This is a genomic window from Cohnella sp. AR92 (assembly GCF_003990975.1).
Taxonomy (GTDB): domain Bacteria; phylum Bacillota; class Bacilli; order Paenibacillales; family Paenibacillaceae; genus Cohnella.
In genome coordinates this window covers 223,894-239,014 of record NZ_RZJR01000005.1, presented here as the reverse complement: position 1 = coordinate 239,014, position 15,121 = coordinate 223,894, and the positions used below count along the sequence as shown (strand labels likewise).

At 55.4% G+C, this 15,121-nt stretch carries 12 protein-coding genes; 7 read left to right on the top strand and 5 right to left on the bottom strand.

Going from position 1 to position 15,121, the window contains the following annotated elements:
* Nucleotides 1-55 precede the first annotated feature (55 nt).
* From ELR57_RS09885 to ELR57_RS09865, 5 genes are all read right to left on the bottom strand, one after another.
* Nucleotides 56-2,158: a carboxypeptidase regulatory-like domain-containing protein gene (locus tag ELR57_RS09885; RefSeq protein WP_158629982.1), complete on the bottom strand. Its 2,103-nt coding sequence runs from the start codon at nt 2,156-2,158 to the stop codon at nt 56-58.
* Nucleotides 2,136-2,489, bottom strand: coding sequence for a hypothetical protein (locus ELR57_RS27845; RefSeq protein WP_158629981.1), 354 nt, complete (start codon nt 2,487-2,489; stop codon nt 2,136-2,138). Before ELR57_RS27845 ends, ELR57_RS09885 begins: the two co-directional genes overlap by 23 nt.
* Nucleotides 2,464-3,012 (bottom strand): sigma-70 family RNA polymerase sigma factor, encoded by a 549-nt coding sequence (locus ELR57_RS09880; RefSeq protein ID WP_126958893.1) that lies wholly within the window; start codon nt 3,010-3,012, stop codon nt 2,464-2,466. Before ELR57_RS09880 ends, ELR57_RS27845 begins: the two co-directional genes overlap by 26 nt.
* 203 nt (nt 3,013-3,215) lie before the next feature.
* The gene (locus tag ELR57_RS09875; protein ID WP_126958892.1) at nt 3,216-4,157 is read right to left on the bottom strand and encodes an NAD(P)-dependent alcohol dehydrogenase; all 942 of its coding nucleotides are present in this window, start codon (nt 4,155-4,157) and stop codon (nt 3,216-3,218) included.
* A gap of 251 nt (nt 4,158-4,408) precedes the next feature.
* Nucleotides 4,409-5,632 (bottom strand): S-layer homology domain-containing protein, encoded by a 1,224-nt coding sequence (locus ELR57_RS09865; protein WP_158629980.1) that lies wholly within the window; start codon nt 5,630-5,632, stop codon nt 4,409-4,411.
* Between the two features lie 200 nt (nt 5,633-5,832).
* Here ELR57_RS09865 and ELR57_RS09860 point away from each other — a divergent pair, with 200 nt between their 5' ends.
* From ELR57_RS09860 to glpK, 7 genes are all read left to right on the top strand, one after another.
* Nucleotides 5,833-6,741: an ArsR/SmtB family transcription factor gene (locus ELR57_RS09860; RefSeq protein WP_370452237.1), complete on the top strand. Its 909-nt coding sequence runs from the start codon at nt 5,833-5,835 to the stop codon at nt 6,739-6,741.
* Nucleotides 6,742-6,969: 228 nt separating this feature from the next.
* Nucleotides 6,970-8,292 carry an ABC transporter substrate-binding protein gene (locus ELR57_RS09855; RefSeq protein ID WP_126958890.1) on the top strand — a complete coding sequence of 441 codons (1,323 nt, stop codon included), beginning with the start codon at nt 6,970-6,972 and terminating at the stop codon, nt 8,290-8,292.
* 70 nt (nt 8,293-8,362) lie between these two features.
* Nucleotides 8,363-9,244, top strand: a complete 882-nt coding sequence (locus ELR57_RS09850) for a carbohydrate ABC transporter permease (protein ID WP_126958889.1) — start codon at nt 8,363-8,365, stop codon at nt 9,242-9,244.
* Between the two features lie 16 nt (nt 9,245-9,260).
* Nucleotides 9,261-10,103, top strand: a complete 843-nt coding sequence (locus ELR57_RS09845; protein ID WP_126958888.1) for a carbohydrate ABC transporter permease — start codon at nt 9,261-9,263, stop codon at nt 10,101-10,103.
* Nucleotides 10,104-10,115: 12 nt separating this feature from the next.
* Nucleotides 10,116-12,848 carry a glycoside hydrolase family 2 protein gene (locus tag ELR57_RS09840; RefSeq protein ID WP_126958887.1) on the top strand — a complete coding sequence of 911 codons (2,733 nt, stop codon included), beginning with the start codon at nt 10,116-10,118 and terminating at the stop codon, nt 12,846-12,848.
* A 50-nt stretch (nt 12,849-12,898) separates the two neighbouring features.
* On the top strand, nt 12,899-13,447 hold the full coding sequence (locus tag ELR57_RS09835; RefSeq protein WP_126958886.1) for a glycerol-3-phosphate responsive antiterminator: 549 nt from the start codon (nt 12,899-12,901) through the stop codon (nt 13,445-13,447).
* A gap of 38 nt (nt 13,448-13,485) precedes the next feature.
* Entirely contained in the window at nt 13,486-14,976 is a 1,491-nt protein-coding gene (gene glpK, locus ELR57_RS09830; protein ID WP_126958885.1) for a glycerol kinase GlpK, read from the top strand.
* Nucleotides 14,977-15,121: the final 145 nt, after the last annotated feature.

Below are 15,121 nucleotides of genomic sequence, written 5' to 3'. Positions count from 1 at the left end.
GGCTCCGGTTCGGGATAGGAAGAATCGGAAACTCTCGAAGGGTAAGAGGCAAGGCTCAATCCACATCGGACACGGCCGAGATGAATGCCTTCATAGCCGGGAATTTCGCCTCCGACATCCAGTCCTCTATTCGCTTCTTATCTTCGCTGAAGCACACTAGCAGCGCTTCTTTAAGCGCATCAAAGTAGGTCTTGTCATTCGAATCCTCGCTTTCTTCCTTCAAACCGCGAACAAGCTTGCTCCAATCCGGGTTGCTCGAATCATAATAAGAGCGTTCCGGATACAAAAGCGCGAGCTCTTCGGCCTTATCCAAGGCCGCGGACAAATAAATGACGCTTGCGATATAATCGCCGATAAATCGATTCGAGGGATCGTTCGCCTGCGCTTGCCGAAGCTGCTCCTCGCCCTCGCGAACTCTTCCTTGCTTCAGCAGCAGCCTGCCGTATTGGGCCTGAGGGTAACTCTCCACTTTTCCTTGCCGGGCTTCGTTCAGCATGCCGTAGTATCGGTCGGCTTGGGCCCACTCTCCGATGCTTCCATAGTAGCTGATCAAGGAAGGCAACGCGTTTCCCGTCGGATCGGTGTTCGCCAGCTTCACGAGGTATGGCAAGGAAGCCGCGTCCAGCGGCCTCTTATCGATAAAGGCGCTAATCTCCAGAAGTTTGACGATCATCCGAAGACTATGGGAGTCTTGCCCGTTTCGTTCATAATTCGCTTTGTACTCTTGCAAGGCTTCATCCGTGCGGCCTTCCAGCAGCAGCCGGTCGGGTTCGGTAAGCGTGTGCTCCTTCAAGTAGAAGAAAGGAAGAGGACCCATCGTCTGCTCGTTGAGCCGGTAACCGTCGCTCCGCGTCAATAATTTCCCGTCGGCATCGCGGGCTTCCACGCTCCAGGAGAACCGGCTGGACGGATCGGCGTATCCGAGCAGGTTGGAGGGATCCGGAATTTGCTTGTCGCCGAATTTCTTATACGAATAGCCGCTTACAACGCTGTAGAGCGTCTCGATGGGCAGTTCGATGGAATGGCTCCGGATATGATCCTTGATGGTGTGCCCCACGGTTCCGTTCTCGATGGGAAAAGTCCCGTTTAAGGTGTAATAAGCGGCTCCTTCGACCGGCTCCCACTCGAATGTGACCGTCTTGCCGGTAATGACCTGCTGGTCCACGGGGGAACGCAATTGGATCAGCCTCTGCAAGGTCATGTTCCGGGTCAGATGCTCTCCTCCCCGAAGGTCGATCCACTCCTCGTCATGGCTTGCCGGCAGCGTCCAACCGTCGATCTGCTCGAAGTTCAGGCCGATGTAGAGCGCGTAGCTTCCGGGAGCGACGCCTTTGAACGCAAACTTCCCTTCCGAATCGGTCAGTGTCTGGTAAGGCTCGCTTTCGATCAGGCTATGGTAGACATCCCGGCTGCTTCGCAAGTACACCCCGATGCCCGCCATGGGCGTGCCGTCGCTTCTCGTAACGGCTCCGGATACGCTTGAAGCCGACTCCTGGCGCTGAGCCGTAATCCGGGCTTGGAGCGCCGCGATATTGCCGTTGAGATATGTGTTTCTCGGCTGCGGCGTTCCGCTCAATTCCGTCAGCAGGCGTTCCGCCGCGTCTAATTGGCCGGCATCGGCATAGATTCTCGCGCGGGCCAGTTTTAGCTCTCTTCCCTGGTCCTCGACATGGCCCGGAAGCTTCTGTTCCGTCCGCTCCAACACGCGGACCGCGTCCTCGGTCCGGCTTCGGGTAACATATTCGTAGGCCAGCTGCTTCGCCGCTCTAACGTAATAGCCATCGATCGGACCGCCTTCGATATAAGCCTCCAAGTACTTGATTTTCTCTTCTCCGGTCCAGCGGGGCGCATTCGGAAACGATGTTGTAGTGGACGATTGGTACGTACCGTCTCCCGCGATGACGTCGAATCTTATCAAGCTCAAGTCCGAGCCGTTCTCGATCATGTAATCCCGGATGAGCGCCCATTTATCGTTCCCGGACGAAGCGTCCAGAACCCGAATCAGTTCCTCTTTGCCGTCTGGCGTCCCTTGCTCGAAATGCTTCTTGGCCATCGCAATCTCGATTCTGGGCATGACGAATGCCTGAAGAAAAAGGACGGACGCGCACAAGGCGACGGCAATCGCGAAGAGGTGCTTAACTTTGATCTTTAATCTCAACGTCCTCCACCGCCTTCTCGTAATCGTCCTTCCAGTAGGTATTGCCTCCTGCTTCCACGAGCTGTCTATCGGCATGCGGAGAATCGCCTCTCCGTTCTCCCTTGTACACATCCCCTTTAAACGGAACGACGAATAGGATCGCCAACAGCACGGCCAAGCTGGCGCTTATCGGAATAAGCGGCAGTTCGAGCTCGTAATTCCATATCGCCCGCAGCTTCGCCCGCCAGGAACGGGGATGGGTCCGCTCCAGCACTTCCGCGCTCTTGAGAAAATGCAGGTCGCCGAGCTCCTCATCCAGCTTTTTTCTAATAAATTCTTGCTCCGGTCTCATTCCCATCCTCCTGTTTCTCCAGCATCCGTTTTAACTTCGCTCTGCCTCTCTTGAGCCTGGCTTTCACCGTGTTCTCGTTGCTGCTTGTTTGTTCCGCGATCTCGGCCACGGTTAGTCCGTTGTAATAGTAAAGAACGAGGGCCTCGCGATAGTTGTAATCAAGCTTCAGCAGCGCCTCGCTTAGCTTCTCGTTGCGCCATGCGTCGATCAAGAGTTCCTCCGGCCCCGGCTCTTCCTCCACGATCCATTGCTCTACTCGAGGAAAAGGCAGTATTCGGCTCCAGCTCCAGGTCCGCATTCTCATCCGGCATCGGTTCACGACGATTCGCAGGAGCCAGCTCTCAAGACGGTCGGGATCCCGGAGTTGGCCGATCTTGCGGTAAGCTTGGATGAACGTATCCATGACGGCTTCTTCCGCAGCCTGTTTATCTTTGACCAGCAGGTAAGCCGTACGCATTAATTGGTTGCCGTACCGCTCCATTAACGCTCGAAGCGCAGCTTCGTCTTTCTCTCTCAAGCCCATAACGATATCCAGAAAGCTTCCTCCTTCCCCTATGTAAGATGTTTCAAGTACGATTCCGGTTGCGTAATTCCAGAAAAATACTTTCAATACGTGCTTTGGAGTTAATTAGATAGGGTTAAAAAAAGGGTTGTGACAGCTGCTGGAAGCAGTCTATCACAACCCTTTGCTATCACATGCTAGGTAACCGGACTATCTCGGCGGCGTCATGATCCCATCTCGATCGTCACGGCCACTCCTCCGCGCTTATGTCCCGACTCCACGTAAGCATGCGCCTCCGCGATGCGTTCGAGCGGATAGACGCGGTCGACGATCGGTTTGATCTTGCCCGCATCGATGAGCTCAGCGATGGCGTTCAGGCGGCGGGAGCTCAGCTCCAGCTTACCGTCATCGATGGAGATGAATTTGCCGTTACCGCGGAGCGCCTTCCGGCAGGCCTCTTTCAATTTCGAGGATTTGGCCTTTCCGGCCGTATCCAGCATGAGATCATACCGTTCGGCCGTAGGAGAGGCATTCTCATCCATATAGTCGATTACCCGGTCGGCTCCAAGCGATTCAACGAAGGCCAGGTGACGCGTGCTGCATATCGCGGTAACTTCGGCGCCGCGAGCTTTGGCCAGCTGCACGGCAATCGTGCCGCTCGTTCCCGACGCCCCGTAGATGACCACCTTGTGCCCGGGCTGGAGGTTGCCCTCTTCTATGCGCTGAAGCGCGAGCAGCCCGCCATAGGCGGCTGCCGTCGCTTCTTCATACCCGATCTGCCTCGGCTTATGCGCCAGGCATCCATACATCGAGTCCGTCTCCTTCATGCAGGTGTACTCGGCATAGGCGCCAAGCCCGAATCCGGTAACCCCATAGACCGGATCCCCGACTTGAAAACGCGTGATGCCTTGCCCGATGGACTCGACGACTCCGGCCAGCACCATGCCGATGACGGGCTTTCGCGGCTTGGTTAGGCCAAGAGCCAGGCGCATAGGCAGCCAGAATCGAAGCGGCAGGCGAGAGCTTCGAATGACGATATCGCTTGCCGTTACGGCCGTAGCGCAAATTCGAATGCAGACCTCGTCTTTCTTCGGCGCAGGCTTCGGTATTTCCCTTAGTTGAAGAACCTCCGGCGGTCCGTACTTGGTACAGATAACGGCTTTCATCCCACGCTCCCCTTCCCGCATGGCTTCCGACCCAGTTCTCGTTCGTAAGCTTATGCCAGCCTGCGTCAAGCCATGCATATCCCAGATACAGCCGGATAACCAGCCAGATCAGCCCGGACCTCGTGTCGTTGAACAGGAAGTTCGAGACTGGATTCTCGGGAATAAGGATTCTCTTGCCGCGAAGCTCGTCTTTGATCCATGGTCATCGCCTCAAAGTGGGATGGTCATTCGACCCCCCTGACCCGCTTTTCTTACAAGCCTCCAGAATAAGCATACGGAGCCCCGGCAGCCAGGATAAAGGTTACTTTTAGAGTCTTCTTATCAACAATGAATGATAACAAGTATACCTCTTCGGGGTTCTCCAGCTGTGAAAAGTATGAGATGGAGGGGAGAGGGCGGTAGGAACCATCGTTCGTCCTCTCGTATAAGTAATTAACGATGCCATTCCCAATGTACCCATAGGTTCCGTATTGCTGGAAGATGTCGAATAAGGTACTGTCCCCTGGAACTATCCCCTTGTTCGTTCCTAACAAAGGCCCAGCCGTCGTCGGCTCTGTCGGATCTTCTATTACTTGTTCGACGCGCCAGCTATCGAGCCGTCCGTCATCGTTGAAATGGGCAGCGAATAGACCATAATCATTCATGTCGAATACATCGAGTTCATCGGTCGCTAGAAACCGTTGATCGATGGCACTCTTTGGTGCCCCGAACTCTACTTTGGGAGAAGAGGAAGGCCCGACCAAATCGAAGTCACTAGCCGTCAGGGGCACTGCGCTGAAAAACGATACCTCCTCGGCGGCCGCAAGAGGCAATTTCGGAAGAAGGCTGGTATCCGAAGGTTCTGCGGGACGACTCTTGATCTCCATCATGCCACGGATAGTAAGATGACGAATCCATTGAACCGCTTCGGTTCTTGTGAATGTCTCATTCGGGTGAAAATCATCCGTTGTTAGCGGACTGCCGATTGCCATGCGATTGCCGACGATGTAGGCGACCGCCTTATCGCCGGTATAATGAACGCCTTGCGCTGCGCTGATGATCTCGGCCGCATGCTGCCGCGTAATAGGGGTTGTCCTCAGCTTAGAATTCGAAAGGCCAAGCGCGGGGTGATTAAACAGCTTTGCCATTCGGTAAGGGGCGTCCGACCAATCCTCGGTCGCCTGATAGCCCGGAGGGTAGATCTGCGTAGGGATAGCGATTCCGAATCCCCGATAGAGCATCTTCAGAAACTCCGCTTCCGTAACGGGTTGGTCCGGCTTTACCGTTCCGTCAGGATAGCCTTCGATAATATTGGCGCTGATCGCCCATTGAAACAGCCGGCTGGCGGGGTTGCCGCTCATATCGGCAGGCTGAAGCCGGTAGAAGGTGTCCCAACCGTCTTCATTGACCGCGGGAACGGTTTCCGCATACGAAGTACTGCTAATGAATATGGACAGAATCGCTAAGCATGCCGCCATTCTTTTGATGCTTGCCATCAAAGCCACCCTCTCGAACGAGATAAAGAATAAGTCTCCGTCCATTATCCAAAGGTAGATAGTGGAAGTAAATAGAAAAACGCTAGAATTTGACGAAAACTTAGCTTCCTCCGCCGCGGGATGACAAGGTAGATAGATTGCGTTATAGTAATAGTACATAAAAAGTTGTAATAAAACCGGAGGTGTTCACCATTAAAGTTTTGCAGCTGACGATGGACGAAGCGGTCGAGATCAGCAAAGTAATCGGCAACGAACACCGCATGAATATTTTGAAGATCCTCAGTACGGGCCCGCATAACGTAAACGAACTATCCGAGAAGCTCGGGCTGCCGTTCTCCACGACGGCGGTTAACGTAAAGAAGCTGGAAGACGTAAATTTGATCATCACGGAATTGGTTCCCGGAAGGGGAACGCAGAAGATCAATTCCAAGAATTACGATCGAATTGTCATAGATCTGTCTACGGAAGAGGAGGTCAAGGACAAGAACCTGATCGCGATCGAGATGCCTATCGGCGAATACGTCGATTGCCAAGCGGAACCGAGCTGCGGCCTGGTCGGAGACCTCGATTATATCGGCATGCAGGACGACCCGCGTTCCTTCTACGAGCCGGGCCGCAGGGAAGCGCAATTGCTGTACTTCCGGAAAGGTTACGTGGAATATCGATTCCCCAACCGGATCCCTTACGGGGCGCGGGCAACGGAGATCGAATTCAGCGCGGAGATCTGCTCGGAGGCTCCTTATTACAAGCTGGACTGGCCGTCGGATATTACGCTATGGGTGAACGGCGTCGATATCGGCATGTGGACCTCCCCGGGCGATTTCGGAGGCACCCGAGGGTTCAATACGCCGGAATGGTGGAGTACGAATTTTACCCAATACGGGCTTCTGAAGCAGTGGAAATCGAACGCCAACGGAACTTTCCTGGATGGCGTGAAGATCTCCGAAGTGTCCATCGCCGATCTGAATCTGAACGACAAGCCGTTTATTTCTCTCCGAATCGGAGTGAAGGACGACGCGGTCAACGCGGGCGGCTTGAATTTGTTCGGCCAGAACTTCGGCAATTACAGGCAGGGCATCAACCTTAACCTGAGATACAGCAATGGGTGACAACGTGATCGGAGCGCGTAGCGGAACGGCATTCTTACAAGAAAATAGGTTCTGAAAAAAAGAAAAACGCCCCTGTTTTTCTTTTTTTTTCATCCCTAGGCAGGTTATAACCATAAATATTGTTATGAACTCATTTTTTTATTACAAAATATATTGATATAAAACATAAATAGATGTAATATAAATCATGTAATCATCAAACTCATCACTTTAGGGGGAAGCAAAAGCATGAAGAAAACGTCTTTCCGGCTGTTGAGTCTTGCGCTCGTTTCAAGCTTGGTTCTGGCAGGTTGCTCGAACGGGAACAATGCGCAGCCCAAAAATGAAAACGCTTCACAATCCGGGGGAGAAGCCTCCGCATCCAAAGACACGTCGACAGGCGGCAAAGCGATCGAGCTCAATTACTGGGTTCCGTTCAGCGGTTCGGATGGGGAATACATGGAGGCAATGGTCAAGAAGTTCAACGAGTCCCAGAGCGAGATCAAAGTGAACTTCATGAACAACAACTGGGACAACTATTATCCGAAGCTCGTCGCCTCGCTCGCGGCGAAGTCCGCTCCGGACGTGGCTGTTACGCACGTGTCCCACCTGGCCGAGCTGATTCCGACCGGCATGGTAGAGCCGCTTGACGAGCTTGCCAAGGAAGCGGGCCTGGATTGGTCCGCGTACGGAGAGAACCAACAGAACTCGGTTATTCGCGACGGCCAGCACGTTGCCGTGCCGCTGGATACTCACGCCGTTGTCATGTATTACAACAAGAAATACCTGAAGGACGCGGGACTGCTTAACGATGACGGCACGATCAAGATGGAGCCGGGAGCAGAGGGCTTCACGCAGATGCTGAAGACGCTGAAGGGAACGCTTCCGTCCGACGTGTCGCCGTTGATTATCGGCAGCAACAACATCTTCACGTTCTGGATCTGGTACGCGCTCGTCGCTCAACAAGGCGGAACCTATATCAACGACGGTAAAGCGACGATCAACACGCCGGAAGGGCAAAAGGCGATGGCTCTCATCAAGTCCTGGATCGACGATGGTCTTGCTCTGCCTGACATCGGCGACAACAGCTACGATATCTTCAAGACCTCGAAAGCCGCCGTTACGTTCACCGGCGTCTGGGCAACGGGCAACTTCGAATCGGAAGCTTCGCTTGACTTCGCAGCCGTTCCGTTCCCGCAATTGTTCAGTCAGCCGGCCGCTTGGGGCGACTCGCATACGATCTTCGTGCCGAAGCAAGACAACCACGACAAAGAGCTCGCCGCGGTTAAATTCGCCAAGTGGCTTACCGACAACGGCGCAATGTGGGCGAAGGCAGGTCACGTTCCTTCTGAACCGTCCGTACTGGAATCGGCGGATTATAAGGCGATGCCGTACCGCTCGGGATACGCGGGTGTCATGAAGGACGTCAAGTACATGCCGGACACGCCGAAGCTTGGCTCCGTGAACGATGCGGTTCTCGAATCGCTCGTCGAGATTAATTTCGGAAGCAAGTCGGTCGAAGACGGGTTGAAGGACGCTCAGGCGAAAGCCGAGAAGCTGCTCAGTAAATAACCAACGGAGGGTGCGGGGTCAATCTTCGATTATCCTGCATCCTCTTTGCTTGAAGGAGTGAGAACCCGCGATGAAGAGAACGATGAGACCCATACTGAAGAATTACCTGACTGCTTTTGCTTTTCTGGCTCCATTTCTGGCTGTTTATTTGTGGTTCTGGATCTATCCTATCATCAAAGGCTTCCTGACCAGCCTGACGACCGGAAGCTTGGGCGCGCCCAAGAAGTTCGTCGGCTTGGATAATTACCGCTACATGATGGACGACGACAAGTTCTGGAGTTCTCTCTGGAATACGCTGTACTTCATTCTGATCTCGACGCCTTCGATCGTGCTCCTCGGGCTTGGAATGGCCTTGCTGGTCAACATGAAGCTGAGGGGAACGACCTGGTTAAGAACGGCCTACTTCATGCCCTACATGCTCTCCGTATCCGTTATCGGAAGCATCTGGGTGTTCATCCTGCAGTCCCGCACCGGCTTGATTGCCGAGACGATGAATTCGTTCGGGAAGACGATGGGCTTCTCGTGGTTCGGGAGCTGGGGCATGGGCTGGCTGTCCATCTTGATCGCCACTCTCTGGTGGACGGTCGGATTCAACATGATTCTTTTCCTGGCAGGCTTGCAGGAGATTCCCGAGGATTTATACGAAGCCGCGGATATCGACGGAGCGAATCGATGGGCGCAATTCCGCTTTATCACCATGCCTTCGTTGAAGGGAGTCACGGTGCTGATTGTCATCCTGCAGACGATCAATTCCTTCAAGCTGTTCGGGCAAACCTGGCTTATCACGAAAGGCGGACCGGGAACCTCGACGACGCCGCTCGTTCACTATATCTATCAGATCGCGTTCCGGCAGTGGGATGCGGGATACGCTTCTGCGGTGTCCTTCGTGCTGTTCCTGATCATTGCGATCATATCTTTGGGTCAATACAAGCTGCTCATGAGCAAGAAATAAGATGAGGTGAATCAAGATGAGTCCTGCGAGACGCAGAATCAACTTCGTTAGAATCGGCGCGTACGTTATCGGGTACGGCTTGTCGCTGATCATGATCGCCCCCTTGCTCTGGATGCTGATATCGGCATTCAAGCAGCCCGGTTCGACGGTCACGATTATCGGAAAATTATTCTCTACCCCGTTCTCGCTAGACAGCTTCGAGAAAGTGTTGAAGCCGGACGGCACCGCGATGATGTGGCGATGGACGCTGAACAGCGTAATTGTCGGCGTCGTACAGACGGCGGTCACTGTCGTGTTCGCTTCCTGGGCGGCGTTCGCGATGTCGCGTATTCCTTTTAAGGGGAAAACAGTCCTGTTCGCGCTCATCCTGACGGGAATGATGGTGCCGGTCGAGTCGATCGTCGTTCCCTTATTCGACATGGTGACCGCCTTGGGCTGGTCCAATAGCTATAAGGCCTTGATCTGGCCCGGCATGATGCTTCCTCTCGCTTTCTTGATCCTGAAGCAATTCATCGATCAACTGCCCGGTGAGCTGATTGAAGCCGCCAAGATCGACGGCGCGGGCATGTTCAAGATTTGGTGGAAAATGGTTTGGCCGCTTTCTCGCAGCTCGATGGCCGCAGTCAGCATCTTTATTTTCATCCAGTCGTGGAACAACCTGCTGTGGCCGATGCTGATCGCGCAGGACAATTCGATGATGACGCTGCCGGTAGGCATTCCGACCTTCCAGAGCATATTCGCTACGGACTTGGCGGTGCCGATGGCCTCGAACGTGCTGGCCAGCCTTCCAGCGTTGCTCGTCTTCCTGCTGTTCCAACGGCACATTATTAAGGGCATATCCATGACAGGCATTAAATAACGGGGGAGAACCATGAGAGAGACACAGAGCTTAAACGGAGTATGGAGTTTCCAGATTGATCGCCAAGATCATGGAGAGAGACAGCGCTGGCCCGCGACAGGCTTGCCGGAAGCACAATCGGTCGAAGTCCCGCACATCTGGCAGAGGGAAGCGGAGCACGTTCAGTATTGCGGCACGGCCTGGTATGAGAGAAAGTTCAGGGTGGACCATTGGCCTCAAGGCAAACGAGTCTTCCTTCTATTCGGGGCCGTCGATTTTCAAGCGAGCGTATGGGTCAACGGCAGCTTTGCAGGCGTTCACGAGGGCGGATTTACGCCATTCGAATTCGACGTGACGGAGGCGCTTCTTCCTGGAGCGGAGAACCGGTTGACCGTCAGGGTGTACGATCCGCAGGACAACGCGGAGATTCCGATCGGCAAGCAAGGCAGCTGGTATACGAGAATAAGCGGAATCTGGCAGGAGGTTACGCTGGAGACGCGGTCGCCGCGCTTCGTGCGCCATGCTCGGGTAAATCCTGACATCGACGGATCCGTGGCTAATGTTAGCATTGAGGTATCCGGCGGCGGGCTGGGAGACTCCTTGATCGTGGAATATCGGGTGACGGAGCATTTGAGTTCCAGTTCGGAGCTGGCGCTCGCTCAAGCCGCTGTTCAAGGAGACGAGTCAAAGCTGGCCATTTCCATCCCTGGCGCAAAGCTGTGGTCTCCCGAAACGCCGCATCTCTACGATCTTACCGTTACGCTCAAGGATTCTGCGAACGGTAGTGTTGTCGATGAGTATCAGACTTATTTCGGAATGAGAAGCATCGATTTCTCCGACGGACAGCTGTATCTGAACCACAAGCCACTATTCGTGCGAGGGGCTCTGGATCAGGCCTTCTATCCCGATACGATCTATACCGCTCCTTCGGACGAGTGGATTCAGGACGAGATAAGGAAAGCCAAGGAGATGGGCTTCAACCTGCTGCGGAAGCATATCAAGGTCGAGATTCCCCGCTATCTCTACTGGGCGGATCGGATGGGCATGCTGATCTGGGCGGAGCCGCCTAACGTCGTGAAGTGGTCGGGCCAGAGCCAGCGCCGCTTCCGGGACGAGCTGCTGGGAATGATCCGCAGGGATTACAACCGTCCGTCCATCCTGATCTGGTCTCTGTACAACGAAGAATGGGGCTTGGAGTGGGACTTGGCGAACGACAGGGACAAGCAGGAGCATGTGGTCGCCTTGTACGACGAGATCAAGCGGTTGGATCCGACCCGGCTCATCTGCGACAATTCCGGCTGGATTCATGTCAAGACGGACATCAACGACTATCATCGCTACTTCGTTCTTCCCGAGCAGACCGCGGAATGGAAGGCGGACATCGACGACTATATGGCGGGCAACCCGGAGAGCAACTACGTCAAGGGATACTCGCCTAACGGCGAGCCGATCATCGTGTCCGAGTTCGGGGTTTGGGGACTGCCGAGCGTTCAGAAGCTGCTGGACCATTATGGTCAAGCGCCATCCTGGTTCGCGAATCTCGGTGACGATACCCACCGCGAGGACTTCAAGATGCCGCTGACGGCCTACGGGAATTTCAGCAAGTTCCAATTGGATCGGATCTTCGGGGACATGGAGAATCTGTCCGTTCATTCCCAGCGAAGAATGTTCCGGGCGGTAAAGTCTCTGATCGAGGAGATGCGCAAGAACCCTCGCATCAACGGGTATGTGGTTACCGAATTCACCGACATCGAATGGGAAACGAACGGGTGGATGGATTACACCCGAAGCTTGAAGCTAGGCATGGAGCGGGCGGCCGACTTCAACGGAGGCCTGATCGTGATGGCCGACGGACTTACGCGGAATATGTGGAGCGGCGAGAACCAAGCGGCGGATGTGGTCATCTCCAATCATGACCTGCGCAGGCTGCAAGGAGTTGTCAGATGGGAGATTCCGGGCACGGGAGTCGGGGGCGTCATCCCTGTCGAAGCGGGCAACGAGGCGCATGTCAGATTATCCGAAGCCATTCGCTTCACGGCGCCGCTGGTCGAACAGGCTTCGTTCCAGACGCTCCGGCTCAGCCTGGAGCTCGATGGAGTCGTCGCGGCGGCGAACGAGGAAGAACTGACGGTATCGCCTCGTAGGAGAAGCCTAGACGGCAATGCGATTAAGGTGGTATACCCTTACCAAATGGACGATGCCTTCCGTGGATTATTGGAGGCGAACGGGTTCACCTTAACGAACGGCTTCGAATCCGCCAACTCGGTCGTTACGTCCGTGCTGGACGATTCTGTACTCGCCTACTACCGCGACGGAGGGCGAGTCGTGTTCCTGGCGGAAGAAGGCGACCGTTTATCGGACAAGGGGCAGTTCACGTTCCGCGAGCTTGTGCGGGGCGAGAGCTGGGATCGTACGTCTTCCTTCAACTATGTCGATCCCGCCTTCTTCGAAGGGATTCCTTTGCGTCACGAGATGGGCTGGGAGATGGAAGGACTTTATCCGGATTACATTATTCCGTTTAGCAATTACAATAAGCTAGGGGGCACGGTTGGCCGCATCGTCTATATGTTCGGCAATGAGATGCTGGCGGAATCGAGCGAGATCGTGTCGGGCTACTTCCAAGGCTGGATCGGGCAAGCCGGCGGTTCTCTCGTCGTTCAGAGAAGCGAGCGAGGCCGGTTGGTCGTAACGACTTGGAAGCTGAAGGAGCAATATGGTTCCCATCCGATCGCCACGCAGATCGTACACACCCTGCTAATGAATTAGAGCAACAAGCTTTGTTGCCAGTAGATCGCTTGAACAAAGGAGGGGAGCGAATGGGGATCCAGTCCATATGGCCGGCCGTCAAGTCGGCCAAAGAGCTGGAGGCGGCCGTGTCGCTGCCGGAACCGTTCACTAATGTGGTCTTGCTGGGCGGGCATCTCGGCCAGATGAGGGTTATGGTCGAGCATGCCGAGAGACATGGCAAGAAGGTGCTGCTGCACGCGGATTTGGTCGACGGGCTCAAGAACGACGAGTATGCGGCCGAGTATTTGTGCCAGCATGTCAAACCAGCCGGATTGATCTCGACACGAGCCAGCGTGATCCTGAAGGCGAAGCAGAATAAACGGATCGCGATCCAGCGGCTGTTCCTCATCGACACGGGGGCGCTCGAGAAGAGCTATGCGCTGCTGGAGAAGACCCGGCCTGACTTTATCGAGGTGCTGCCGGGCATCCTCCCCGGCATGATCCAGGAGGTCATGCACCGGACGGGCATACCGGTTATCGCGGGAGGGCTTATCCGGACGGAGGAGGATGTGCGGCTCGCATTGGAAGCCGGAGCCTCGGCGATTACGACCTCCAGGCGGGAGCTATGGAAGGCGTAGCCCGGGGCAATGAAGCAGCGGGAGGTGGATCATCGCGAATGGAGCGCTTTATGCTCGCTTTGGATCAAGGCACGACGAGCACACGGGCCCTGCTCGTGAACTCTCTGGGCCGGATTGTCGAGATGGAACAGAGAGAGATGGAATTGAGCTACCCGCATTCCGGATGGGTAGAAGGGGATCCGGAGCAGATCTGGTTGTCGGCGATCGACGCCATACGCGGTCTGCTTGCGAAGACGAACGTCGCTGCGGACCGAATCGCCGGTATCGGCATCACGAATCAGCGGGAGACGACCGTCGTATGGGAGAAGTCGACGGGAGAGCCTGTCTATCCGGCGATTATCTGGCAATCCCGTCAGTCCGCGGACATCTGCGAGCGGCTGCAGCGGGAAGGAGCAGAAGAGACGATCCGAAGCAAAACCGGACTGCGGATCGATGCCTACTTCTCCGCGACCAAGATCGCCTGGATTCTGGAGCGGGTGCCGGGCGCGAGAGAGAAGGCGGAACGGGGAGAGCTGTTGTTCGGGACGATCGACAGCTGGCTGATCTGGAAGCTGACGGCCGGCCGCGTTCACGTGACGGACGTCTCGAATGCTTCCCGAACTCTGCTATTCAACATTTACGAGAAACAATGGGATGACGAGCTGCTGGCGCTGCTGAAGATTCCGAGATCGATGCTGCCGGAGGTCAAGCCCTCCTCGAATGTTTATGGATGGACGGATGCCGAATGGTTCGGGCAGGCCATTCCGATTGGCGGCGCCGCGGGCGATCAGCAGGCGGCCTTGTTCGGCCAAGGGTGCTTCGCCCCTGGAACCGTTAAGAATACGTATGGCACCGGATGCTTTATGCTGATGAATACAGGGACCGAGGCCATACGCTCTTCTTCAGGCTTGCTGACGACGATCGCATGGGAAGTGGACGGCAAGGTTGAGTACGCGCTGGAGGGAAGCGTGTTCGTCGCAGGAGCAGCCATTCAGTGGCTTCGCGATGGACTGGAGATGATCTCCGACGCGGCGGAGAGCGAGCTTCTCGCAGAGCAGGCTGCCTCATCGGAAGGCGTTTACGTAGTGCCCGCTTTCGTTGGTCTTGGCAGCCCGTATTGGAACAGCGACGTGCGGGGGTCGGTATTCGGACTGACGCGGGGAACGACCAAGGCTCACCTTGTGAGGGCTGTCCTCGAGTCGCTCGCCTATCAGACCAAGGACGTTCTGAAGGCCATGGAGAGAGACTCGCGTATCCGGCTATCGAAGCTCGCGGTAGATGGCGGCGCCGTAAAGAACGGGTTCCTCATGCAGTTCCAGAGCGACATTCTCGGCGTACCCGTCGAGAGACCGGTTGCGAACGAGTCGACCGCGCTTGGCGCGGCCTACCTGGCCGGACTTGCGGTCGGTTACTGGGCGGATCGGGAGCAGATCGTCCGTCTGCGGCAAGTCGACCGCGAGTACTTGCCGAGCATGGAGGACGCCGAACGGCAGCAGCTGTACTCCGGTTGGCTTCGCGCGGTTAAAGCCGCCATTGCCTTCGCGGGATAATGATGGTATGATCTACGCAAAGTTAATAACGGTTGGAGTATTGGAGAGACCACCTAATGGTTCCCGGGGCAGTTCACTTGCTGGGGAGCGGTTAGCGTGGTCTTTTCTTTTGCTCCGGGAGAGGGCAATCAAGAGGAGGGGTCGG